The 22,484-nt window shown below is 57.9% G+C and carries 20 protein-coding genes; 8 read left to right on the top strand and 12 right to left on the bottom strand.

Annotated features, from left to right (window positions below):
* Positions 1-31: 31 nt before the first annotated feature.
* The 3 genes from pbpC to FIV03_RS24310 all read left to right on the top strand — a co-directional run bounded on the left by pbpC (position 32) and on the right by FIV03_RS24310 (position 5,703).
* Positions 32-2,131, top strand: coding sequence for a penicillin-binding protein 1C (pbpC, locus tag FIV03_RS24320; RefSeq protein WP_209009776.1), 2,100 nt, complete (start codon positions 32-34; stop codon positions 2,129-2,131).
* 811 nt (positions 2,132-2,942) lie between these two features.
* A complete protein-coding gene (locus FIV03_RS24315) occupies positions 2,943-4,103 on the top strand; it encodes a porin (protein ID WP_152511290.1) in 1,161 nt (386 codons plus the stop codon).
* Between the two features lie 439 nt (positions 4,104-4,542).
* Entirely contained in the window at positions 4,543-5,703 is a 1,161-nt protein-coding gene (locus FIV03_RS24310; RefSeq protein WP_152511289.1) for a porin, read from the top strand.
* A 192-nt stretch (positions 5,704-5,895) separates the two neighbouring features.
* Here FIV03_RS24310 and FIV03_RS24305 read toward each other — a convergent pair whose 3' ends face one another.
* Entirely contained in the window at positions 5,896-6,825 is a 930-nt protein-coding gene (locus FIV03_RS24305) for an alpha/beta hydrolase (RefSeq protein ID WP_152511288.1), read from the bottom strand.
* 279 nt (positions 6,826-7,104) lie between these two features.
* Here FIV03_RS24305 and dapA point away from each other — a divergent pair, with 279 nt between their 5' ends.
* Positions 7,105-7,983, top strand: a complete 879-nt coding sequence (dapA, locus tag FIV03_RS24300) for a 4-hydroxy-tetrahydrodipicolinate synthase (RefSeq protein ID WP_023003772.1) — start codon at positions 7,105-7,107, stop codon at positions 7,981-7,983.
* 104 nt (positions 7,984-8,087) lie between these two features.
* Complete coding sequence (smpB, locus tag FIV03_RS24295; RefSeq protein WP_023003773.1) at positions 8,088-8,567, top strand: SsrA-binding protein SmpB; 480 nt, start codon at positions 8,088-8,090, stop codon at positions 8,565-8,567.
* Between the two features lie 187 nt (positions 8,568-8,754).
* On the opposite strand, the gene FIV03_RS24290 is transcribed toward smpB, so the two are convergent.
* From FIV03_RS24290 to FIV03_RS24280, 3 genes are all read right to left on the bottom strand, one after another.
* Positions 8,755-9,123, bottom strand: a complete 369-nt coding sequence (locus FIV03_RS24290; protein WP_023003774.1) for a thioesterase family protein — start codon at positions 9,121-9,123, stop codon at positions 8,755-8,757.
* An 86-nt stretch (positions 9,124-9,209) separates the two neighbouring features.
* Entirely contained in the window at positions 9,210-10,373 is a 1,164-nt protein-coding gene (locus tag FIV03_RS24285; protein WP_173013931.1) for an iron-containing alcohol dehydrogenase, read from the bottom strand.
* Between the two features lie 128 nt (positions 10,374-10,501).
* Positions 10,502-10,909, bottom strand: a complete 408-nt coding sequence (locus tag FIV03_RS24280) for a DUF2000 family protein (RefSeq protein ID WP_077290276.1) — start codon at positions 10,907-10,909, stop codon at positions 10,502-10,504.
* Here FIV03_RS24280 and FIV03_RS24275 point away from each other — a divergent pair.
* Positions 10,908-11,816, top strand: a complete 909-nt coding sequence (locus FIV03_RS24275; RefSeq protein ID WP_152511286.1) for an AraC family transcriptional regulator — start codon at positions 10,908-10,910, stop codon at positions 11,814-11,816. The two genes, FIV03_RS24280 and FIV03_RS24275, sit on opposite strands and share 2 nt — an antisense overlap.
* A gap of 29 nt (positions 11,817-11,845) precedes the next feature.
* On the opposite strand, the gene parC is transcribed toward FIV03_RS24275, so the two are convergent.
* Complete coding sequence (parC, locus tag FIV03_RS24270; RefSeq protein ID WP_055653428.1) at positions 11,846-14,098, bottom strand: DNA topoisomerase IV subunit A; 2,253 nt, start codon at positions 14,096-14,098, stop codon at positions 11,846-11,848.
* 322 nt (positions 14,099-14,420) lie between these two features.
* Here parC and FIV03_RS24265 point away from each other — a divergent pair, with 322 nt between their 5' ends.
* Together FIV03_RS24265 and lepB (FIV03_RS24260) are read left to right on the top strand one after the other, a co-directional pair.
* Entirely contained in the window at positions 14,421-16,436 is a 2,016-nt protein-coding gene (locus FIV03_RS24265) for an EAL domain-containing protein (protein WP_173013930.1), read from the top strand.
* A gap of 123 nt (positions 16,437-16,559) precedes the next feature.
* Complete coding sequence (lepB, locus tag FIV03_RS24260) at positions 16,560-17,234, top strand: signal peptidase I (RefSeq protein ID WP_152511284.1); 675 nt, start codon at positions 16,560-16,562, stop codon at positions 17,232-17,234.
* A 17-nt stretch (positions 17,235-17,251) separates the two neighbouring features.
* On the opposite strand, the gene recO is transcribed toward lepB (FIV03_RS24260), so the two are convergent.
* From recO to pyrE, 7 genes are all read right to left on the bottom strand, one after another.
* Positions 17,252-18,007, bottom strand: coding sequence for a DNA repair protein RecO (gene recO / locus FIV03_RS24255; RefSeq protein WP_152511283.1), 756 nt, complete (start codon positions 18,005-18,007; stop codon positions 17,252-17,254).
* Positions 18,008-18,066: 59 nt separating this feature from the next.
* Entirely contained in the window at positions 18,067-18,993 is a 927-nt protein-coding gene (gene era / locus FIV03_RS24250; protein WP_209010106.1) for a GTPase Era, read from the bottom strand.
* 87 nt (positions 18,994-19,080) lie between these two features.
* On the bottom strand, positions 19,081-19,791 hold the full coding sequence (gene rnc, locus FIV03_RS24245) for a ribonuclease III (protein ID WP_152511282.1): 711 nt from the start codon (positions 19,789-19,791) through the stop codon (positions 19,081-19,083).
* Between the two features lie 36 nt (positions 19,792-19,827).
* The gene (lepB, locus tag FIV03_RS24240; protein WP_023003784.1) at positions 19,828-20,580 is read right to left on the bottom strand and encodes a signal peptidase I; all 753 of its coding nucleotides are present in this window, start codon (positions 20,578-20,580) and stop codon (positions 19,828-19,830) included.
* 115 nt (positions 20,581-20,695) lie between these two features.
* Positions 20,696-21,127: a holo-ACP synthase gene (gene acpS, locus FIV03_RS24235; protein ID WP_055653440.1), complete on the bottom strand. Its 432-nt coding sequence runs from the start codon at positions 21,125-21,127 to the stop codon at positions 20,696-20,698.
* A gap of 72 nt (positions 21,128-21,199) precedes the next feature.
* The gene (locus tag FIV03_RS24230; protein WP_055653442.1) at positions 21,200-21,814 is read right to left on the bottom strand and encodes a DUF2062 domain-containing protein; all 615 of its coding nucleotides are present in this window, start codon (positions 21,812-21,814) and stop codon (positions 21,200-21,202) included.
* 30 nt (positions 21,815-21,844) lie between these two features.
* Positions 21,845-22,426: an orotate phosphoribosyltransferase gene (pyrE, locus tag FIV03_RS24225; protein ID WP_023003787.1), complete on the bottom strand. Its 582-nt coding sequence runs from the start codon at positions 22,424-22,426 to the stop codon at positions 21,845-21,847.
* Positions 22,427-22,484: the final 58 nt, after the last annotated feature.

Here is a 22,484-nt window from a genome sequence, read left to right as displayed (position 1 = left end):
CATGAAAACGTTGGCGCGGCGGAATTGGCTCATGATCCGGCGGTGGTTCGCTGCCGCCGGTCTTGGTGCCGCCGCGCTGTCTGTTTGCCTGATTACAAAGGTCGGGCACGACTATGCGTCGCTGTCCGCACCGCCCCGTGTCGGCGACCTGCCTCTGTCGGTTGTCGTTCTGGACCGGAACGACCGCCTTTTGCGGGCTTTCACCAGCCAGGACGACAAGTGGCGCTTGCCGGTGGAACTGGCGGAAATCGATCCGCTTTACTTCCGGATGCTGCTGGCCTTCGAGGACAAGCGGTTTTACGAACACGGCGGGTTTGACGCGCTGGCACTTGCTCGCTCTGCCCTGCAAAGTCTCAGGAGCGGCCGAATAGTTTCCGGCGGTTCGACGCTGACCATGCAGGTTGCGCGTTTGCTGGAAGAGCAGCCGACGAAGTCGCTTGAGCGTAAATACGAGCAGCTTCTCAGGGCCGTTCAGCTGGAAGCGGAGTTTTCGAAGGAAGATATCCTGCGGCTTTATGCTCTCAGGGCGCCGTTTGGCGGCAACCTGGAGGGGGTTCGGGCGGCAAGCCTTACCTGGTTCGGCAAGGAACCTGGGCGTCTCACGCCGGCGGAAACTGCGCTGCTGGTGGCATTGCCGCAAAGCCCGGAGGCGCGGCGGCCGGACCGTTTTCCAGAGCAGGCGCGCAAGGCCCGCAACCGTGTCTTGCGCCGGGCAGCTCTGGCTGGTGTCCTTGGTAAAGAGGATGCGGCTTCGGCTGCAAATGAACCGGTCCGGACCACACGTTATGCAATGCCATTCCTGGCGCCGCACGAAAGCCGGCAGGCGCGTGCCGATGCACCTCTCTTGCCTGTCCACCGGCTGACGATCGACCTTGAGCTTCAGCGTGCGATCGAATCCCTGGCGAGACGGAAGAGCGAGACGATGCCATCGCCAGTTTCGCTGGCCATTCTGGTCGCCGATCACCAGAGCGGAGAAATTCTGGCAAGTGTTGGCGCGCCGAACCTTCTGGACACGCGCCGTCAGGGGCATGTCGACATGACCCGCGCCACACGTTCGCCCGGATCAACGCTGAAGCCGTTCATCTATGGTCTTGCCTTTGAAGAAGGTGTCGGTCTGCCGGAAAGTTTCATTGAAGACCGGGCGACCAACATTGGTGGCTACCAGCCGACGAACTTCGACCAGTCCTACCAGGGCACAGTCACCCTGCGCGAAGCCCTTCAGTTGTCGCTCAATACACCGGCCGTGAAATTGCTGGAAGCAGTCGGGCCGGCACGGCTGATTGCCCGGCTGAAACGCGCGGGTGCCAATCCCGTTATGGAGAAAGGCATCGCACCGGGGCTTGCCATCAGCCTTGGCGGTCTCGGCATGTCCTTGCGGGACCTGACCCAGGCCTACGCGGCAATGGCTCGAGGTGGCGAGCCGGTTGCCCTGTCCGTTTGCCGCAAAGACTGCGAAGAGGGTACCTCGCCGGTGTCTTCAGCCCGTGTCCTTTCGGAAAAGGCCTCCTGGATGGTGGGGGATATTCTTTCCGGATTGCCGCAGCCGCAAAGTGCAGAAACTCATCACGTCGCCTACAAGACCGGCACAGCCTACGGCTATCGTGACGCCTGGGCTGTCGGTTATGACGGTCGTCATGTGGTGGCGATCTGGTCGGGGCGCCCGGATGGCACACCAGTGCCCGGGGCGACGGGAGCTTCGGTCGCCGTACCTATTCTCTTCGAGACGTTTCAGATCCTGGGACCCGACAGGGTTCCGCTTCCGGACGGTCCGGCGGAAGCCATGAGTATCGCCGGACAACAGGTTCCCGAACCGCTTCGCTTCGCCCGCTTGCCACAAAACCGCGGCACGGTTCGCACGGGTGACACCTTGCAGATATCCTATCCCCCGGACGGAGCAGAGCTGGATCTCGGGTTCGCACGGGACAGTTCGCTGGAACAGTCGGCGCAGCCGCTGGTCGTCAAGTTCAAGGGCGGTGCCGGGCCGTTCTCCTTCCTTGTGAACGGACGCCCTCTCCACACAGGGCAGCGGGAAAGGCAACTTGTCTGGCAGCCGGACACGCCCGGTTTCGCGGATGTGACGGTGCTCGATGCCAACGGCAACAGTGCTGGAATAACGGTTCTCTTGCGCTAATCGCACAACAGCGCGCCAAATCGCCCCCCTTTATTGTCAGCATCGCGTCAAGGCCCGCCGTCCGGTCTCATCAAAGACGCGCATCGACATGACCTGCCTGCGCATCCGCTTGTTTTGCGAGAGTTCGCATGGATTGAGCGAATCTTCCGAAAAACATGCGGTTTCATCGCCGTGGGGCGAATCTTTCAGCATCGAATCCCGCGACAAAGTATGTGGAAGACAAGAAACACCTACCTTGGTGAGGTTTTAGTGGATTTTCTCCACTCGTCTGAGTGGTGTCGAATCTTCCTCAGGGGAAGGAGGTCGAAATTCTCCATTGATCTTGTTTTCACGTGTTAACAAAGTATAAATTAAGAAAATATCTCAAATAAGAAAGGCATATATATTCGAAATAAAAAGTATGAACTAATTTTTGATTGAGTCTTATATTTCTTGACGGAAGTTCTTTGTTTTTCTGTGTTGCGTTTTGAAGGCGTGGGGTTGGGGTGTCTCATCGCGAAATAGTGATTTTCCCGGGATTTTACGCGAGTTTTTGTTTGGTGGTTCCCTTGGGTAATGAAAAACTGGTTGCAAAACAGCATGTTGCAGAAAAAACACACAGCTGCCTGACAGTGCTGACAGACAGCAGTTTGGACTTGCTGTGCCAACTCGAGTTTGGTTCTTAAGCCCTGCGACGGCGAGTAATCGCCAGAAAAAATAGTTCGGACTTTTTCGACTGAATTGTTTTTGTACGAAATCGCGGGGATGGAGCCCGCCAGGTCCTTGAGGATCAGGTTCGGTTCCAATGAAAATTGACTTTTGGAGGTCAGATATGAAACTCAAGAGCTTGATGCTCGGCGCTGCAGCTGCTGCTGCTGCCACCACCGCACAGGCAGCCGATCTTCCGGTTGCTCCGGAGCCGGTTGATTACGTTCGCGTCTGTGACGCTTACGGCGCACGCTTCTACTACATCCCGGGCACCGAAACCTGCCTCCGCGTTGGCGGCCGTGTTCGTACCCAGGTAATCGTCAACAACACGCTGGACAACGGCGCTTGGGGCAACCGTGATTCTGACGGCTACTCCTGGCTGTCTCGCGGCTACCTGTACCTGGACGCTCGCACCGCAACCGAATTCGGTACCCTGCGTGCATACGTCTCCATGTACTCCACCGTCACCAACGGTGCTGGTTCCTCGACGCTCGACAACGCCTACATCCAGTGGGGCGGCCTGACCGCAGGTCTTCTGACCTCGAACTTCGACATCTTCACCGGTCAGACCTTCATGGGTGTTGTTAGCCGTAACTGGTCCGACCAGACGGTCAACCAGATCGCTTACACCGCAGCTTTCGGCAACGGCTTCTCCGCTACGATCGCTCTGGAAGATCGTTCGCATCGTGAAGTTGGCACCTACGGCGGCACTCGTGCACCGGACCTGGTCGCTGCTCTCGGCGTTTCCCAGGGTTGGGGTTCTGCACAGCTGTCCGGTGCTCTGCACCAGGTTTACCCGGATCGTGCAAACGCACACCAGACCGGCGCAACCAACAACGGTGCTGACGACTCCTTCGGTTGGGCAATCGGCGGTGGTGTTGCTGTCAACATCCCGATGGCTTCCCCGGGCTCCAACATCTTCTTCCAGGGCTTCTACGCAGACGGCGCTCTGTCCTACATCGGCGCAGGCAGCACCGTTGGCGGCGTAGCAGTCTCCGATTACGGCCCGACCAGCGGCACCTCCACCGGCTACTCCCTGTCGGCTGGTGCTTACATCCAGGCAACTTCCACGATCGGTCTTGCTCTCGACGGTTCCTACATGGACATCGATCAGCCGAACGGCGCAACCGATCTGTCCCGTTGGGCAATCGACGGTTCCGTACAGTGGGAGCCGGTCTCTGGCTTCGTAATGGGTGCTGACGTTGGTTACGCCAACACCGACCCGGACAACGCATCTGACGTTGACGAACTCCTCTTCGGTGTTCGTATGCAGCGCACTTTCTAATCATCTGATTAGATTTCTGGCTGTGATCCTCTGAACTCCAGTCAGTCACGCGGCCCGGCAGGCTTCAATCTGCCGGGCCGTCCCCATTTTGATTCCCCGAGAATCCGCATGGGGCGAGGCCTGTAGCCTCCCGGTCAAGTGCCGGTCAAATCGGCGATTTTTGCCGAGATTCCTAACAGTTTCTAAATTTCCGATCTGATTTTGTGACATTCGCGCAACACCGGTTTTTGAAAACAGCCGCTGCGGTAGGTGCAAACCGTATTCTGTGTTGAACCGGGAAATTGGATGCGTATGGTCATCTTTGCGAGCGGCTTCGGGCCGCACTGATTTGTCTGCCTCGGACGTCCAACCTCCGGTCGGTGGCAAACTCAGAAACAATTCGCGGGGACAATGGCGCTTTTCTTTGGTGCCAATTGAAATGACTGATTGGAGGTCAGATATGAAACTCAAGAGCTTGATGCTCGGCGCTGCAGCTGCTGCTGCTGCCACCACCGCACAGGCAGCCGATCTTCCGGTTGCTCCGGAGCCGGTTGATTACGTTCGCGTCTGTGACGCTTACGGCGCACGCTTCTACTACATCCCGGGCACCGAAACCTGCCTCCGCGTTGGCGGCCGTGTTCGTACCCAGGTAATCGTCAACAACACGCTGGACAACGGCGCTTGGGGCAACCGTGATTCTGACGGCTACTCCTGGCTGTCTCGTGGCTACCTGTACCTGGACGCTCGCACTGCAACCGAATTCGGTACCCTGCGTGCATACGTCTCCATGTACTCCACCGTCACCAACGGTGCTGGTTCCTCGACGCTCGACAACGCCTACATCCAGTGGGGCGGCCTGACCGCAGGTCTTCTGACCTCGAACTTCGACATCTTCACCGGTCAGACCTTCATGGGTGTTGTTACCCGTAACTGGTCCGACCAGACGGTCAACCAGATCGCTTACACCGCAGCTTTCGGCAACGGCTTCTCCGCTACGATCGCTCTGGAAGATCGTTCGCATCGTGAAGTTGGCACCTACGGCGGCACTCGTGCACCGGACCTGGTCGCTGCTCTCGGCGTTTCCCAGGGTTGGGGTTCTGCACAGCTGTCCGGTGCTCTGCACCAGGTTTACCCGGATCGTGCAAACGCACACCAGACCGGCGCAACCAACAACGGTGCTGACGACTCCTTCGGTTGGGCAATCGGCGGTGGTGTTGCTGTCAACATCCCGATGGCTTCCCCGGGCTCCAACATCTTCTTCCAGGGCTTCTACGCAGACGGCGCTCTGTCCTACATCGGCGCAGGCAGCACCGTTGGCGGCGTAGCAGTCTCCGATTACGGCCCGACCAGCGGCACCTCCACCGGCTACTCCCTGTCGGCTGGTGCTTACATCCAGGCAACTTCCACGATCGGTCTGGCACTTGACGGTTCCTACATGGACATCGATCAGCCGGCTGGTGCAACCGACCTGACCCGTTGGGCAATCGACGGTTCCGTACAGTGGGAGCCGGTCTCTGGCTTCGTAATGGGTGCTGACGTTGGTTACGCCAACACCGACCCGAGCTCTGCGTCTGACGTTGACGAACTCCTCTTCGGTGTTCGTATGCAGCGCACCTTCTAATCAATCCTCAATCGAGGTTTGATGGGAAACCCGGCGGAAACGCCGGGTTTTCTTTTGTCTTGTCGGGCAAAAAGATCTGTAAAATGCGACGCATATAGTGTCGGCTACAGCTCAGAAGCTCAGAAGCTCAGAAGCTCAGAAGCTCAGAAGCTCAGAAGAGCTAAGCGGAACAAGGCCAGGTGGCCACCAGGTTCAAACGCTTTTCAGAAAATCCGAAATCGTCTTGTGCGTCTCGCCATCCCACAGAACAGGGGCATGCCCTTGGCCGGGAATGGTTTTTGCTGTGGCATTCGGGTGGTTGTCCGTCATACGCCGACATGTTTCCGGGCTCAGCAGATCCGAATGTTCGCCGCGAAGCACCAGAACCGGTCTGTCGGTCAGCTTTTCGTAAAGAGGCCAGAGGTCGGGTGTGGGCGTGGCATCATCGAGACTTGCCAATTGATGGGCGAGGGCAGGGTCGTAGTCCATCATCACATGTCCGTCCTGCTCGCTCGCAAGCTGACCGGCCAGTTTGAGCCAGTCGGCCTTCCCGAAGGCAGGGAATTGATATCCGAGCGTGTGTTCCAGGTTGGCTGCGACGTCTTCATGGGAGGCGCATTTCATATGGTGGCCGAGTGTTGCGGCAATCCGGTGGATCGCGCGCATCTCGATATGCGGACCGATGTCATTGAAGATCACGGCTGCCATACGGGATGCGGGATAACGCAAGCCCATTGCCAGGGCATGCAAGCCACCACGTGAGGTTCCAAGAACGGCAAAACGGTCCAGTCCAAGTTCCGCAATGGCAGCATCGATGTCCTTGTCTTCAACGGTCAAGGCGTAGTTGCGCCAATCGGGATCCCAGTCGCTCTTGCCCCGTCCCCTGTAGTCGAGGGCGATGACCCTGTGGCCGTACGTTTGAAGGAAACGCGCGATCTCATTGAAATCTCGCGTATTTCTGGAAAGTCCCGGCAGGCAGAGAACGGGAATTGGCGACGCTGTCCCTTCTGGTGCCGGTTTGGCAGACGGCCACTCGCAGCCTGACAAAGTAAGGCCATCCGGACTTTTCCAGGTAAAGTCTACAACTGGGGGCATCGGGGCGGTGCTGGAGCTGACAAGCGCTTCTTGCGGCGCAGAAGTCATGGGTGTCTCCCGTAACGTTTCCATCCAAAAGTTGTTTTTTTCAAAGATAGAGTGGATTGCGGGCGGGTGCCAATAGGAAGACTTCGTATCAGGCATTGAAAAGATGAGACCAGGTGTCTCTGGAAGAGCGCAGTTAAGGCAAGAAAAGTCGAAAAGCAGCAGTTCTATAGCATTGGAACCATTGCTCCTTGTTCGGCAGATGAGTATGTTGCGCCTCCATCTGAAACAGATGCCCTTCCGCCCGTCGGAACCACGACAGTCATCCAAGAGGAAACCGAGATGTTTAAAGGTTCAATTCCAGCGCTGATTACCCCGTTTAAGGACGGAGCGCTCGATGAGAAACGGTTTCAGGAGTTCGTGGACTGGCAGATCGCTGAAGGCTCCTCCGGTCTCGTGCCCGTGGGCACGACCGGCGAAAGCCCGACGCTGACCCATGATGAACACAAGCGGGTTGTCGAACTGTGTGTAGAAGCGGCCGCGGGCCGCGTTCCTGTCATGGCGGGCGCAGGTTCCAACAATACGATCGAAGCAATCGACTTCGCACAACACGCCGAAAAGGCAGGCGCCAATGCCCTGCTGGTCGTGACGCCTTACTACAACAAGCCGAACCAGGCTGGCATGAAGGCCCATTTCAAGGCCGTCAACGATGCCGTCGGCATCCCGATCTTCATCTACAACATTCCAGGCCGGTCGATTGTCGACATGCTGCCGGAAACGATGGCAGAGCTGTTTGAAACCTGCGAGAACATCAAGGGCGTCAAGGATGCAACGGCTGACATGGCAAAGGCCAGCCGTCAGCGCCATCTGTGTGGACCGGATTTCGTCCAGCTTTCCGGTGAAGATATCTCCGCACTTGCCTTCAATGCTCATGGTGGTGTCGGTTGCATTTCGGTGACCGCAAACGTTGCACCGCGCCTGTGTGCCGAATTCCAGGCTGCCACGCTTGCCGGTGACTACAAGAAGGCGCTGGAATACCAGGACCGCCTTGCGCCGCTACACCGGGCCATGTTCCTGGAACCGAGCCCGGGCGGCGCAAAATATGCGCTTTCCCTGCTTGGCAAGGTGGACGAAGAGCTGCGGCTGCCTCTTCTGCCGGTGACGGAAGCAGCACAAGCCGAGATCCGCGCTGCAATGGCACACGCAGGGCTGATCAACTGACCGGAAAAGGAATGGCACTGGCTGCCGGGAACTGACGTTCGTCTCGATTGTTTGCCTTTTCGAGACGAACCGAACTTCAAGGCGCTGGCGCCGGAAGGAAAAAAATGGCTCCGAGAAAAGGGGGCGATCCGGGGCGGACAATCATTTCCGACAACCGGAAAGCCCGGTTCAATTTCGAAATCGAAGATACGCTGGAAGCAGGCATCGAGCTGAAAGGCACGGAGGTCAAATCCCTGCGCAACGGCAAGGCGAATATTGCAGAATCCTACGCCGCCGAACATAAGGGCGAGATCTGGATCTACAACGTCTATATTCCGGAATACCTGCAGGCCAATCGGTTCAATCACGAACCGCGCCGTCCGCGAAAATTGCTGTTGCACAAGCGCGAGATCGGCAAGTTGGCTGGTGCCGTCCAGAAGGACGGCAAGACGATTGTCCCGCTCAAGCTCTATTTCAATGAGCAGGGCCGGGCGAAGCTGGAATTGGCCCTTGCCCGGGGTAAAAAGCTGCATGACAAGCGCGAGACTGAGAAGAAACGCGATTGGCAGCGCGAAAAGTCCCGCTTGATGAAGAACTTCAGCTGATTACTGCTATCCACAGCGGCGCTGCGTGACAATTCCATGACTGTGCGTAACCTGTTGAAAGCTTGCGCATAACGTGTGGAAGAGCTGTGCAGTGCCTGTGGGTAGTGGAAACGCCCATCCCGGACTTTTCCCGTGGATTGCCTGTGAGCATTCGCAGTGTAACCGTCTCGACAGACTTGTCCGGTATCTAAGCCGTCAAACCTTCCAGGATTTCCCGTTTCCAGTCGGGAATAGGGCACGGTCTGCGAGTTTCACGGGCCACGTGGACATGGACAAAGCGGCCGTGAGCTGCTGTCGTCTCGCTTTCGCCGGCAAACAATCCAACCCTGAAAATTACAGAAGTTGAGCCAAGTTTTTCAACCTTCAGTCCTGCGGATATGATGGCGGGAAAGGTTAGTTCGGCGAAGTAATGGCAGCCGGTTTCCACCACCAGAAAGATCTCGGGGCTCTTTAGCGGGTCGAGCAGTTTCTTATCAACGTACCAGCTGTTAACAGCCGTATCGAAAAAGCTCAAATACTGAACGTTGTTGACGTGCCCGTAGATGTCCACATCCATCCACCTTGTGGGGATATGTTGAAAAGCTTTGAATTCGGACCTGTTTAGAGGTTCCGGTCTGGCCGCTTGTGGAGGAGCTGTGAAGTTCATAGCGCCGCCCTGTAGATTTCAAGCGCGTCCGTTTCGCCAAGTTCCCGCGGGTTGTTGACCAGCAGGCGGGTTTGCTTCATGGCGTCGCTCGCCATTTTGGGCAGATCGGTCTCGCTGATGCCGACATCGCGCAGGCGTGTTTGAAGGCCCAGTTTTACTGCCAGGTCTGCCAGGTTATCTGCGAACAGATCAGAGCGCGCCCTGGCGTCGCTTACCTCGGCAAGTGCAGGGAAAACAATTGGCGCAATCTCGGCATAAGTTTCTGAAGCAACGGTGTTATTGAACTTCAGGACATGGGGCAGAACCAGCGCGTTGGATAGCCCGTGAGGGACATGAAACGTGCCGCCGATGGGATAGGCAAGCGCATGAACCGCGGCCACCGGTGAATTGGCAAAGGCCATGCCGGCAAGCATGGAGCCGAGCAACATTGCGCCACGTGCGTCCCTGTCGTCCGGTGTGAATACGGCCTTTTCAATGTTGGCGCCAAGCAGCTTCAAGGCTTCAACGGCAAGCGTTCGGGAGACGGGGTTGTTGTTCACGGATTTCGAGGCGTATCCCTCGATCGCGTGGACCATGGCATCTATCCCTGTCGCCGCAGTGACCGGGCCTGGCAGGCCAAGCGTCAGCAGCGGGTCGAGGATCGCAAGGTCGGGAAGAAGGAAAGGAGAAACGACGCCGCGCTTTTCCTCATCCCCCACTGTAATGATCGAGATCGGAGTGACCTCGGAGCCGGTTCCTGCTGTGGTCGGAACGAGGATCAGGGGCAGTCGTGGCCCCTTGGCGTTTCCTATGCCCCAGGCTTCGTCCAGATCCTCGTTGCTGCCCAGCAGCAGCGCAACAAGCTTTGCGACATCCAGGGAGGAACCTCCACCGTACCCGATGATCGACGTTGCGCCGTGCGAGCGGGCCGCGTCCACGGCGGCATCGACCAGGGACCGTGGCGGATCGGCGACGACGTCGCTGAACCGGGCGATTTCATGCCCCGCTCCGACCAGGGATGCCTCGCAGGACGCCTGCAGGCCGAGGGAAACAATGCCGGGATCCGTTACCAGAAAGGGGCGCGGCCCCAGAAAGGAAGCCGCGTGGCTTGCCAGGTTTGCAGCTGCTCCATTTTCGAAGACGATGCGCTGACTGGTGTTGAACGTGAACGCCCCTATCATGAGTCCTCCCGGGTTTTCTTTGCCCCACAGTGCCCGGAAAAGACATGCGCAGTCGAGTGAAGATTGATCCGACTTTTGAAGAAGGCGGGAGGGAGGGAATTTTCGAGGCCGGCAAAGTTAGAAGGTGTTCAGGCATGCATCTTCGCGCCCTTGGAAATTTTGTCTGCGACCTTCTTGTCCGCATGAAAGGCAATGCCGACCACTTTCGCGTCGTCCGGGCCAAACCGCGAAAAGACCTCCCGGTTCGCACTGTCATGGCCCGTGGTGAACATTTCCTCGATGTAAAGACTTGCCGGAACCGAACGGTCCAGCGTCCGCTTGTGGATCTTGCCGAGTGTTTCTGCGTCGGCACTCAGGACGATGATCGGCTGAACACTCATCGGGTGATAGACATTGGTCGCCGCATCGCTATAGGGTTCGCCGATTATGCCGGGCTTTGCAGCGGCAACGCCGGTTGACAGGAAAGCAGTCACATTCAGCTTCTGCCAGACAGCGAGATCTTCTCGGACAACAACGACGAACTTGGTTTCGAACATGACTTTCAACTCCACGCGGGGATTTCATCTTGAAGGCGAAAGCAAGGACCTAGCGGAGCCGAAGCCGAGTGGTCTTGAACGTTTGTGCGAAGTGAAAGCGGACAGGATCCAGGTAGGGCCACCGGAAGAGGGGATCGAGCGCATTGATGCCCGGTTTCACGGCAATGGCTTTACACCTCACCGGCACGACACCTACGCCATCGGTTTGACCATGAGTGGCGTACAGACCTTCAGTTATCGCGGTGAGAAACGTGCTTCGCTGCCGGGGCAGGTGATCGTCATTCATCCGGACGAACTGCATGATGGTGGTGCTGGGACTGAACGCGGGCTCCGCTACCGCATGATCTACATTCCACCGGAGCTGATTTGTGAAACCCTGGCTGTCTCGGGCAACGCGCGCCTGCCGTTTATCGGCTCACCCGTCATCTCCGATGCAGGCTTCAGGAAAGATCTGGCGGACGCCCTGACCGATATCGATCACGAAATGGGTCCTTTCCGGCGTGACTGCCTGATTGCGGATCTGGCAGCTTGCCTGGCTCGTCATGCCGATGACCGCATGGCAGGTGTCTCCTCATTGAACTGGCCGTCCCTCAAGGCCTGCGCCGAGTACTTGAGGGAAGGCTGTGCAGACCGTGTAGCCATGGAGGAACTGGAGGACCTGGCGCAGATGGACAGGTTTTCCCTGTCGCGGCAGTTTCGAAAGGTCTTTGGAACGAGCCCGCACCGGTATCTCGTCATGCGGCGTCTTGAGAAGGCCAAGACGGAGTTGCATCAGGGAGCGTCACTTGCCGACGCGGCCTTTGCCAGCGGCTTTGCGGATCAAAGTCATCTGACACGTCACTTCAAGCGAACATTCGGGATGACACCCGGTCACTGGCGGCAGCTTTGCGCCGCCAGCATGGCTTAGCCCGATCGGAAAACGACCGGGGCTTTGCCTTAAAGCTTGCTTGGCCCGAACTTGTTCGACCGCGGGAAGCCCGTGGGCGGCAGGCGACCGGCCTGACCGCGTTCGCCGCGCCAGTCCGCAAGCTCTTCCATTGTCCGGGTAAAACTGCGGCCGGAACTGTCGGTCCAGGTCAGGCCGTCTTCGCCCTTGAAGACCCGAATGTCCGAGATGTTGCCGTCCCGGTAGCGCTGCAGGCGCACGCCGCGGCCGCGACCCATTTGCGGGATCTGTGCCATCGGGAATACCAGCAGCTTCCGGTTTTCACCGATGATGGCCACCTGGTCACCCGATGCCTCGACACAGATCGAGGCTTCCGCCGGAGCGCTGAGGTTGAGAACCTGCTTGCCCTTGCGCGTGTTGGCAACGACGTCGTCCTCGCTAACGACAAAACCACGCGCTTCGGTGGTTGCCAGGAGCAGGTTTCGGCCAGGCTTGTGAACGAAGGCATTCACCACGTCCTGTGCTTCGTCCATTTCCACCATCAGACGTATCGGCTCGCCATGGCCTCGTCCACCAGGCAGGCGGTCGGCACCAAGCGTGAAGAACTTGCCTCCGGTGGAAAACAGCAGGATCTTGTCCGTCGTCTCGGCGTGGAGTGACAGTTTCAGTTTGTCGCCTTGCTTGAACGCAACACCGGAAAGGTCCGTCTGGTGACCTTTCATCGCCCGGATCCAGCCTTTTTCGGAAATGATCACGGTGATCGGTTCCTTTTCGATCATTGCCTGCTGGATGTCGATCAGGTCCGTTTCCGGAGCTTCGGACTTGTCGGTCCGCCGCTTGCCGATTTCGGTTTCAGGGCCATAGACCTTGGAGATTTCCGCAATTTCCTTGGAGATCTTGGTCCACTGACGCGCATCGGAACCGAGCAGCTTGGTCAGGTCGTCCTTCTCGGCCGACAGCTTGTCGTGTTCCTTGCGGATTTCCATTTCTTCAAGCTTGCGCAAGGAGCGCAGGCGCATGTTGAGGATGGCTTCCGCCTGAACGTCCGACAGCTCGAAAGTCTGCATCAGTTCGGCTTTGGGTTCGTCCTCTTCGCGGATGATGCGAATGACCTCGTCCAGGTTCAGATAGGCGACGAGATAGCCTTCCAGAACTTCCAGACGATGGTTGATCTGGCCGAGACGGTATTCGGAACGGCGGATCAGCACTTCCTTGCGGTGATCAAGCCATTCGCGCAGGACCTGTTTCAGGCCCATGACCATCGGCACCTTGCCCATGGAAAGGACATTCATGTTCAAGGAGAACCGATTTTCCAGGTCCGTCAGCTTGAACAGGGATTCCATGAGGATGTTTGCGTCGACATTGCGCGAACGCGGTACCAGGACGATGCGGATATCTTCGGCAGATTCATCGCGGATATCGTCCAGAAGCGGCAGCTTGCGCGCCGTCAGCAGTTCGGCGATCTTTTCGATCAGGCGTGATTTCTGCACCTGGTAGGGGATCTCGGTGACGACGATCGCCCATTGCCCGCGGCCGAGATCTTCCACTTCCCAACGTGCGCGAACGCGGAAACTGCCGCGTCCGGTTTCATAGGCCTCGCGAATGGACCCCTGGTCCGACACCAGAAGGCCGCCGGTCGGGAAATCCGGGCCCTTGATGTACTCCAGCAGCTCGCCGGTTTCCGCATTCGGGTTCTTGATCAGGTGCTGGCACGCCTCACAGAGCTCGAACGCATTGTGCGGCGGAATGGAGGTCGCCATGCCAACGGCAATGCCCGACGAACCGTTGCCGAGAAGGTTCGGAAAGCCGCCCGGCAGAACGATCGGCTCCTTGTCCTCACCGTCATAGGTCTCGCGGAAATCAACGGCGTTCTCGTCCAGGCCGTCCAGCAGCCGTTTGGCCGTGTCGGTCATTCGTGCTTCGGTGTAACGCATGGCTGCCGCGTTATCGCCGTCAACGTTGCCGAAGTTGCCCTGTCCGTCGATCAGCGGATAGCGCTGCGCGAAGTCCTGGGCGAGACGAACGAGGGCATCGTAAACTGCCTGGTCGCCGTGCGGGTGGTATTTACCGATCACGTCACCAACAACACGGGCACATTTCTTGAAGCCGGACCCAGGGTCCAGTTTCAAAAGGCGCATTGCGTAAAGCAGGCGCCTGTGCACCGGTTTCAAACCGTCGCGCACATCCGGCAAGGCCCGGTGCATGATGGTCGACAGTGCATAGGCCAGATAGCGCTCTTCCAGCGCATTCTTGAGATTGATGCTCTCAATGCCGCTTGGCGGCGGTGTCGTCTCTTTTCCCATACTTGCTTGCTAGCTGTTTCAGGCACGAGGTGCAATTCGCTAACTGCCTCGAATGGCCGGGAACAGCGGATTTTCAACGGATTTCACACGTCTGTGGGTGAATTTCTATCCACCGCAGGCGAGGGCAGGAGAGTACGGAAGGCGTGCGAGCAAGAAGTCCATTCAAAGAAAAACTCGAAGTAAAATATCGAAAACTGCGAATCTTCCTTAATGTCATGTCAAGGAGAGAGCGGTATTAATCCAAGAAAGGCTGCGGATTTTACCGATGCCCGGTTAAACTTTGGAACATGCCTGAATGGGTTCAAACTGGTTGACGTCGGCCTTGACGGCTTTCAAAACGTGGGTTGCTGGTGATAGTGGCGATCCGGACGTTGCCCTTGCGCAATATCAGTTCATCCAGCGCCAGACACCGTTTCTCTACATGATGAGCCTGGCTGGCGGCTGGGGTTTATCGGTGACGCACTGGTCGGTTGCTCCGATCGCTCTGACGCTTGTGGTGCCGCTACTCGTGTCCGCCTTCGCCGTGCAGCGGATCGTGACGGTTCGCAGGCGTCAGAAAGAAACGCCGAGCCACGCCGAAATTCTTGCCTGGCAGAAGCAGGCCAAGGTCCTGGCGGTGGTTTCGCCTGCGATTTTCTCGATCTGGGTTCTGTCGCTTTTTCCCTATGGCGGGCCATACCTGCAGGTTCAGGTGGTCTTCACGATTGCCGTCGCCAATCTGGTGCTGCTTTTCTGCCTGATCCATTTTCGCGCGGTTGCCCTCATCAACGCCTTCTGCGCCAACACCTTGTATTTTATATACTTTGCCATCGCAGGTGAGCATGTCTTCACCTATTTCGCGCTCTATGGAATAGCGGCTTCCATGGGGGCCTTCTTCATCCTGAACAACCACTATCGTGGCTTCATCAAACTGATCCGCACAGGCAGGGATCTGAAACGTCATTCCGAGGAACTGGAACACAAGCAGGATGAAACCCAGAAACTGAGTGATCTGAACTACTACATCGCGAACCACGATCACATGACCGGTCTGCCGAACCGGCGTTGCTTTCTTCTGGAACTGGACCAAAGCTTCAGGTCGGCTCGCCAGTCGGGAGAACCGCTGTCGTTATGTGTATTCGATCTGGGAGGCCTCAGGGCCATCAACAACATCTATGGGCTCAACACCGGAGATCAGATCCTTCTTGAGGTCGTGCGGCGGCTGAAATCCAAACTTGCACCGCAAATGTTCGTGGCCCGGATTGCCGGTGAAGAATTCGCACTATTAGCCGTTGGGGACGAAGTAGCCTTTTCGGACGTCAGCAGTTTCTTTGACGAACTGTTTTCAGAGAGTTGCCAACTGCCGGAAGCCAGCATGAAGCTGAACTATGCCGCCGGTATAGCTCATCTGGATGAAAGCGTTCTGTCACCGACGGACCTGCTGGAACACGCCGTCTACGTTCTCCAGGAAGCAAAACTCAATCGGAACGAGCCGGTTGCCGTCTTCGGACCGCGCCACAGCGAACAGATGCTGTCCCACGCCAGAGTTACCCAGGCGCTGCAGTCGGCGGACATTGAAGCCGAATTGTCGGTTGCCTTTCAACCGATCGTGGATGTGGCACACAATCGGATTACGGGTGTGGAATGTCTTGCCCGTTGGCACAGTCCGTTGCTGGGCAATGTGCCGCCAGGTGAGTTCATCCCCATTGCCGAACGTTGCGGAGTGATCAACAGGCTGACGCTGGTCTTGTTGCGCAAGGCGCTTGAAGCCGCTCGTCACTGGCCAGCCGATCTGAAGCTGTCTTTCAACCTGTCGGCAAGCAACCTGTCGTCCCGTGGTTTCGTGCAGGAGATACTCGACCTGTTGGAGAGCTTCGGATTTGCGCCAGGGCGACTGCATTGCGAAGTGACGGAAACTTCCGTGATGTGGGATTTCAAGGAAGCGAGCCGGGCGATCCTGGCCTTGAAGGAAACCGGGATCCGTCTGTCACTCGACGATTTCGGCACCGGTTATTCGAGCCTTTCCCATGTTCACAAGTTGCCCCTCGACTGCATCAAGGTCGATCGCAGTTTCGTCCACGGTATTCGGCCGGATACAGCCGGATATGGCATCGTCAAGTCGCTGTTGGCCCTCAGCCGCGACATGGGCATTGCCTGCGTTGTCGAAGGCGTTGAAACGGAAGAGGAACTGTCCGTTCTAAAAAGTCTCGGCACAAGCGAAGTGCAGGGCTACCTGTTTTCCAGGCCGCTTTCCGAAGCGGATCTTGGACGCCTGTTTGCCAAGGGCATGACCCTTTCCAGCGGCACTATGCAATCGGACGACCCTCCGGTTGCTTTGGAGGCTGCCCAGGCAGGATGAAGGCGCGTCGTCTAAATACCTTTGGTTGCAGGAAAGGATTGTAGGAATCAGCACCGTCCCTTAGACCGTCGAAAGGTTAATTCAGCCGCACTGCCAATCGTGTGGTTCCTTTGCTGGGGGGGCATGGCTTCCAAACGCAAATCTTTTCGCTGGCTCTTGGTCGGTTTGCTAGCGCTGGTTCTGGTCGTGGTCGCGGTGTCCTGGAACGATTTTTACCTGCTGCGCCTGAAAACCTATTCCAATCCTTCAAGCAACATGCGTCCGACCCTGGAGGTCGATGAAGTTGTTCTTGCGACAAAAATCTTCCCCTCAATGGGCGAGCACTATGAGCCAGTCCGCGGAGACGTAATCGTTTTCACTATCGCCGCCAAAAGAGCGAACGATTATATGAAAAGGGTCATCGGCTTGCCTGGCGAGCGCATACGGCTTCAGGACGGCGTGGTGCTGATCAATGATGTGCCTGTTCCACGTCAGGCCCTTGCAGACTATCGCTACGAGGATCGAGACGGCTCAGAGAGCTCTGCTCCGCGTTTCAGGGAAACTTTGCCGAACGGCAGAAGTTACGAAGTTCTGGATCTCGATCCGCAAGGACAAATGGACACGACAAGAGAATATGTCGTGCCCGACGGTCATCTGTTCGTAATGGGCGACAATCGGGACAATTCGGTCGACAGGCGTTACACGGATTACATCGGGTATGTACCGCTGAGTGGGGTCTCCGGTGTCGTTGAGATGATCCTTCTTCCGAAAGGCGAGGGCAGTTCGCTGTGGCAGCGGCAGCAGCCGGAGTCAAACTAGCATGTGACCTTGAACGGTCAGAAATTCCAGGGAAATTCGGTTCGGTAACGCTTTTCAAGGGCGGTCAGCACCTGGGCGCGCGTGCCTCCGTCCCTGGTGCCATGTTCCTGCAGGTACCTGTTCAGAAAAAAGCTTGTCAGGTCGAACCCCTGGGTGACATCAGCCCAGGTCAGCTCACTGCCGGCCTGCCGTTGCCCCTCAAGAAGAAAGCCGGGCAGGGGCAGCAGGCGGTCATGATAGGGCGTGCCGGCTTCCCGGCAGACCGCACGGGCGGATTTCGGCGACACGTAAGCCAGGTCTTCGTTGCTGCCTGTGGCGGCGCAGGACGAAAGATCGAGACCGATGCCGAGGTCGCGCAATACCTCAAGCTCGAAACGGACCAGAAGCGCGGCTGCCGCGTCCGAAGCCTCCAGATGATCCAGAACCACCGTTAGCGCATTGAACAGTCTCGGGTAGGCGTGGCGCTCGGGCAGGAGACGGAGCAAAAAAGCCAGATGCTGGAGCGCGGCCAGACCGAGGCTACTGGTCATGAGGTCACCCGCCCGCAGGGTTTCCGGCTCTATGTGATACTGACCGAGATGGTCGGAAAGGCGCGCCTTCCAGGTAAGGGTGAGCTCATTGCCGGGCTGCAGGACAGGCCGGTGCCGCCGCGAGCGGCCACCACGGACAAGACCGAGGTGGCGGCCATGATCCAGCGTCATGGCCTCCAGAATGACATCGTTTTCGCCGTGTTTGCGGGTGGTCAGCACCACGCCGCGTCCGCTCCATTCCAAGGGCCGTTTCCCGTTTCATGTCAGGCCGGGAGTTTGGCGGATTCGGCGATCCGCGCAAATTATTTCGGAAATTCCAGTCCCATTTCCCGGTAACGCTCCGGATCGTCGGCCCAGTTCTCCCGAACCTTCACGAACAGGAAAAGGTGGACGGGAGCTTCGATGATTTCCGAGAGCTCTTCGCGCGCTGCCTGTGAAATCGCCTTGATCGTCTGTCCGCGTTTGCCGAGCACGATGGACTTCTGGCTGTCCCGCTCCACGTAGATGGTCTGTTCGATCCGGGCCGACCCGTCCTTGCGGGTCTGCCACTGTTCCGTCTCCACGGTGGAGATATAGGGCAGTTCCTCATGCAGGCGCTCGAACAGCTTTTCGCGGGTGATTTCGGCCGCAAGAATGCGCAGGGGCAGGTCAGACGGCTGGTCCTCCGGAAAGAGCCAGGGGCCGTCCGGAACCTTGGACGCGAAATAGTCCAGGATGGTTTCGGTGCCGTCGCCGGTCAGAGCCGATACCATGAAGGTTTCTTCAAAAGGCACGAATTCGTTGATCTTCTGCGCCAGCTGCAGAAGTTTTTCACGCTTGGCGACATCGGTCTTGTTGAGGATCAGAACCTTCGGTGCCTGCTGGCTGGACAGGCGCTTGAGGATGTTTTCCACTTCCTCGGTCAGGCCTTTGCGGGCATCGACCAGAAGCGCGATCAGGTCGGCATCGCGCGCACCGCCCCAGGCTGTGTCGACCATGGCGCGATCGAGCCGGCGCTTGGGTTTGAAGATGCCCGGCGTGTCGATGAACACAAGCTGTGCCGCGCCGTGCATGGCCACGCCGCGCACAATCGTGCGTGTTGTCTGCACCTTGTGGGTAACGATGGAGACCTTGGTACCGACAAGCTGATTGATCAGCGTCGATTTGCCGGCGTTAGGCGCGCCTATCAGGGCAATGAAACCCGCCCTGGTATCAGCAGGCATCTCCGGCAGCGGCTCGGGCAGCGGCATGTCGAAACGGCCGGTGGGGGCCTGAAAGCCGTTGTCGTCATCTTCGTCCATCGGACCATCGTTGGTCGTGTTTTCGTTCAAGCTGTCTTATTCCTTCCAGACGCCTTCCCGGCGCAATACGGCCTCTGCCGCATTCTGTTCCGCAATCCGTTTGGAACCACCCTTGCCTTCGCCTGGCGGCAGCCCCTGAACGGTCACCGACACGGTGAAATTCGGTGCGTGGTCCGGTCCGTCCCGGCCTGTTACATCATATCGCGGTGTCGGCAGGCTCTTCGATTGTGCCCATTCCTGCAGCGTTGTCTTGGCGTCGCGCAGTGGACCCGACCAGGATAGCATACGCGGCTCCCAAAGGCGCGTAATGAAGCTTTCGGCTGCCTCAAACCCGCCGTCCAGGTAAATCGCGGCAATGACCGACTCGCAAATATCGGCGAGCAGGGCGGTTTTCTTCCGGCCCCCGGTCTGTGCTTCTGCAAGCCCGATGCGCATCGCATCGCCGACACCAAGTTCCTGGGCGATTTCCGCGCAGGTCTCGCGCTTGACCATGTGGTTGAAGCGCCGCGCCAACTCACCTTCGTCAGCCTTGGGAAAATGCTTGTGCAGCATGGAAGCTATCACGAGGCCGAGAACCCGGTCGCCAAGGAACTCCAGACGCTGATAACTGCCCGACACTGTTTCAGACGGTGCAAGGGCACTGGCATGGGTCAGCGCGACCCGCAGGAGTTCCAGGTCCTGAAACTCGTATTGCAGTGCCATTTTCAGGGCCGAAATCGGACCTGGTTGATGCAGTTGTCTTTTCATGCAGCCTGCTTCGGCGGCGTTCCGCCAAAGCCCCGGTTAGAGTGTCCGGCCAATCCGTTCCCAGCGAACGCTCCACGGCCAGGACCAGATATGCCAGGCAGGAGTTCCGTCCTTGACGGAGAAGAACAGGATTTCGGCACGGCCCATGAAGTTTTCGAACGGAACGTAGCCGACCCTGTTCAGATAACGGCTGTCGACGGAGTTATCGCGGTTGTCGCCCATCATGAAGTAATGGCCTTCGGGCACCTTGTACTCGCGGGTGTTGTCCACCTCTCCGCGTGTCGTCAGGTCCAGGGTTTCATAAGAAACGCCGTTCGGCAGGGTTTCCCGATAGCGCGGAACCCGGCGTACGATACCGGATGGAGACTGTTCGATGAAATCATCGATCTTTTCGCGTTTGACCGGTTCGCCATTGATATGCACCACGCCGTCGATCACCTGAATGGTATCGCCAGGCAGTCCGATCACGCGCTTGATGTAGTCAACGGACGTGTCGGTCGGCAGCTTGAAAACAGCGACGTCACCGCGTTCCGGTTCGGAAGACCAGATGCGGCCGCTGAACGGGCCGAGGCCGAAAGGGAAGGAATAGCGGGAATATCCATAGCTGAATTTGGAGACGAACAGATAGTCCCCGATCAGCAAGGTATCCTTCATCGAGCCGGATGGAATGTTAAACGGCTGGAACAGGAATGTTCGCACGATCAGGGCAAGCAACAGCGCCTGGACAACAACCTTGATGGTTTCGGCGAGGCCGCTGTCCTTATCCTTCTTGTTTTCCGTCACGCTCATTTTGTCCCTTGATCAAATTTGTCCGGCGTTATGGTCTGCATCGCCGCGTACAGCCGGACTCTTATCCGCTAGCGCCTGTCAACGCAATGAGAGGAAGGCCCTTGAGGCTGGGCTTTCAGGGGGAATCCGCCCTTGGCGGTTCGGGCCAGTCGGTCGGCCACGCCGAAATGACGACAAACGCCTGTGCTAGCGGATAATCATCCGTAATGGTCAGATCAATGGTGGTCCTGAAACCGGCAGGCGCCATTGCCTGCAATCGTTCGGCAGCGCCACCGGTCAGGGCAATGGTGGGTTTGCCGGAAGGAAGGTTGACGACGCCCATTTCCCGCCAGGCGACCCCCATGCGAATGCCGCTTCCAAGTGCCTTCGAGCAGGCTTCCTTGGCCGCAAATCGTTTTGCATAGGATGCGGCTCGCTCGGCGCGCCTGTCGGATTTTGTCCGCTCGATTTCGGTGAAGACCCGGTTGGTAAAGCGCTCGCCGAATCTTTCGAGTGTTTTCTCGATCCGGCGGATATCGATCAGATCGCTGCCAATTCCAAGGATCATGGCCTTGCTTTCCAGATTGCGGCGGGATGGGTTCTTGGTTCCGATCTTAGTTGGATCGGTCGTTCACGAAAATCAAGCGCTGCCGTCTTCTTCGACTGTGTTGCCCGGTGGGGGGAACAAACGGCCATGTTTGCCGGCGCCCTTGTCGGCCAGCTTGTTTCTGCGGCGGCGCTGGTATACCTCGACGCTCTTGTAAACGACCACATAGGAGACCGTTCCAACGACCAATCCAAGAGGAACCGCACCGATGAACATCGGTTTGAGCATTGGCCAGAGCGCGTCGAGAGATTTTTCGAAAAGGCCTTGCTGAAACTGCTGGTGAACCTGATGCGGGTCCGCCTTTGGAGCGCGCCCGTGGATGATCCACTGTCCGATTTTGAAGGTGAAGGCCCAAATGAACGGGAACGTCAGTGGATTGCCGACGGACGTTCCAAGCGCTGCTGCTATCATGTTGCCGCGCACCAGGTAGGCAAGTGCGAAAGCGGTCAGGAAATGGAAGCCGACAAGAGGCGTGCATGAAGCGAAGGCACCCGCGGCAAAGCCAAGGGCAATCGCGTGGGGTGTCGCCGTGAGGCGCAAGACGCGCTTGCCGAAATAGCGGGTCGAACGCGCCCAGCTGTTCCGGGGCCAGACGGCAACGCGCAGTCGCTCAATCCGTGTTGGCCTATTTCTCCGGCGAAACAGCATGGTCTAAGGTTCGTTCCCGTCTTTTATCGTTCAGCTCAGTCCGCGGCTGCCAGGTTTGACAGCTGGCAAGGCGGCAAGTTCCGGCGGCAGGTTGTCAGGTTCATAGGCCGGAACCTTGTATTCTGCCAGAGCAATCACCGGAACCGAGGCGTCAGCCTCGCCGCCGGAGCGGTCGATCAGGCAGGCAACACCGAGGACTTCAGCACCAAGAGCTTTCAACGAGGTTACCGTTTCCCGACTCGATAGGCCGGTCGTGACGATATCCTCTACAACAATGACACGGGCGCCTTGCGGCATTTCGAAGCGGCGCAGCCGAAACTCCCCGTCCTCACGCTCCACCCACATGGCGGGAACGCCAAGATGGCGGGCGGTTTCGTAGCCCGGAATAAGGCCACCGAGCGCCGGCGATACGATGTAGTCGATCTGGCCAAGGCCGGAGGCGCGGATCTTGTCGGCGAGTGCCTTGCAGAGCTTTTCCGTCTTGTCCGGGTACATGAACACGCGGGCCTTCTGCAGAAATACCGGGCTGCGCAGACCGGAGGTCAGAATGAAGTGACCTTCCAGAAAGGCGCCGGCCTCGCGGAATACGGCCAGAACTTCATCGCGTGTCATTATCAGATCCCCTCAAATTCTTTGGCGGCGGCGGGCCTTCAATGGCCAAGCGGATGTG

Origin of the sequence: Labrenzia sp. THAF187b, from assembly GCF_009363375.1 — a bacterium.
GTDB classification, from domain to species: domain Bacteria; phylum Pseudomonadota; class Alphaproteobacteria; order Rhizobiales; family Stappiaceae; genus Roseibium; species Roseibium algicola.
The sequence above is the reverse complement of the archived record's forward strand: the minus strand, read 5'-3'. Positions and strand labels throughout refer to the sequence as shown.

Bases quoted from the DNA above. Each gene is read 5' to 3' on its own strand.
- pbpC (WP_209009776.1), top strand. From the start codon at position 32: ATGATCCGGCGGTGGTTCGCTGCCGCCGGTCTTGGTGCCGCCGCGCTG.
- FIV03_RS24315 (WP_152511290.1), top strand. From the start codon at position 2,943: ATGAAACTCAAGAGCTTGATGCTCGGCGCTGCAGCTGCTGCTGCTGCC.
- FIV03_RS24310 (WP_152511289.1), top strand. From the start codon at position 4,543: ATGAAACTCAAGAGCTTGATGCTCGGCGCTGCAGCTGCTGCTGCTGCC.
- FIV03_RS24305 (WP_152511288.1), bottom strand. From the start codon at position 6,825: ATGACTTCTGCGCCGCAAGAAGCGCTTGTCAGCTCCAGCACCGCCCCG.
- dapA (WP_023003772.1), top strand. From the start codon at position 7,105: ATGTTTAAAGGTTCAATTCCAGCGCTGATTACCCCGTTTAAGGACGGA.
- smpB (WP_023003773.1), top strand. From the start codon at position 8,088: ATGGCTCCGAGAAAAGGGGGCGATCCGGGGCGGACAATCATTTCCGAC.
- FIV03_RS24290 (WP_023003774.1), bottom strand. From the start codon at position 9,123: ATGGATGTGGACATCTACGGGCACGTCAACAACGTTCAGTATTTGAGC.
- FIV03_RS24285 (WP_173013931.1), bottom strand. From the start codon at position 10,373: ATGATAGGGGCGTTCACGTTCAACACCAGTCAGCGCATCGTCTTCGAA.
- FIV03_RS24275 (WP_152511286.1), top strand. From the start codon at position 10,908: ATGACTTTCAACTCCACGCGGGGATTTCATCTTGAAGGCGAAAGCAAG.
- FIV03_RS24280 (WP_077290276.1), bottom strand. From the start codon at position 10,909: ATGTTCGAAACCAAGTTCGTCGTTGTTGTCCGAGAAGATCTCGCTGTC.
- parC (WP_055653428.1), bottom strand. From the start codon at position 14,098: ATGGGAAAAGAGACGACACCGCCGCCAAGCGGCATTGAGAGCATCAAT.
- lepB (WP_152511284.1), top strand. From the start codon at position 16,560: ATGGCTTCCAAACGCAAATCTTTTCGCTGGCTCTTGGTCGGTTTGCTA.
- era (WP_209010106.1), bottom strand. From the start codon at position 18,993: ATGCCGCTGCCCGAGCCGCTGCCGGAGATGCCTGCTGATACCAGGGCG.
- rnc (WP_152511282.1), bottom strand. From the start codon at position 19,791: ATGAAAAGACAACTGCATCAACCAGGTCCGATTTCGGCCCTGAAAATG.
- lepB (WP_023003784.1), bottom strand. From the start codon at position 20,580: ATGAGCGTGACGGAAAACAAGAAGGATAAGGACAGCGGCCTCGCCGAA.
- acpS (WP_055653440.1), bottom strand. From the start codon at position 21,127: ATGATCCTTGGAATTGGCAGCGATCTGATCGATATCCGCCGGATCGAG.
- FIV03_RS24230 (WP_055653442.1), bottom strand. From the start codon at position 21,814: ATGCTGTTTCGCCGGAGAAATAGGCCAACACGGATTGAGCGACTGCGC.
- pyrE (WP_023003787.1), bottom strand. From the start codon at position 22,426: ATGACACGCGATGAAGTTCTGGCCGTATTCCGCGAGGCCGGCGCCTTT.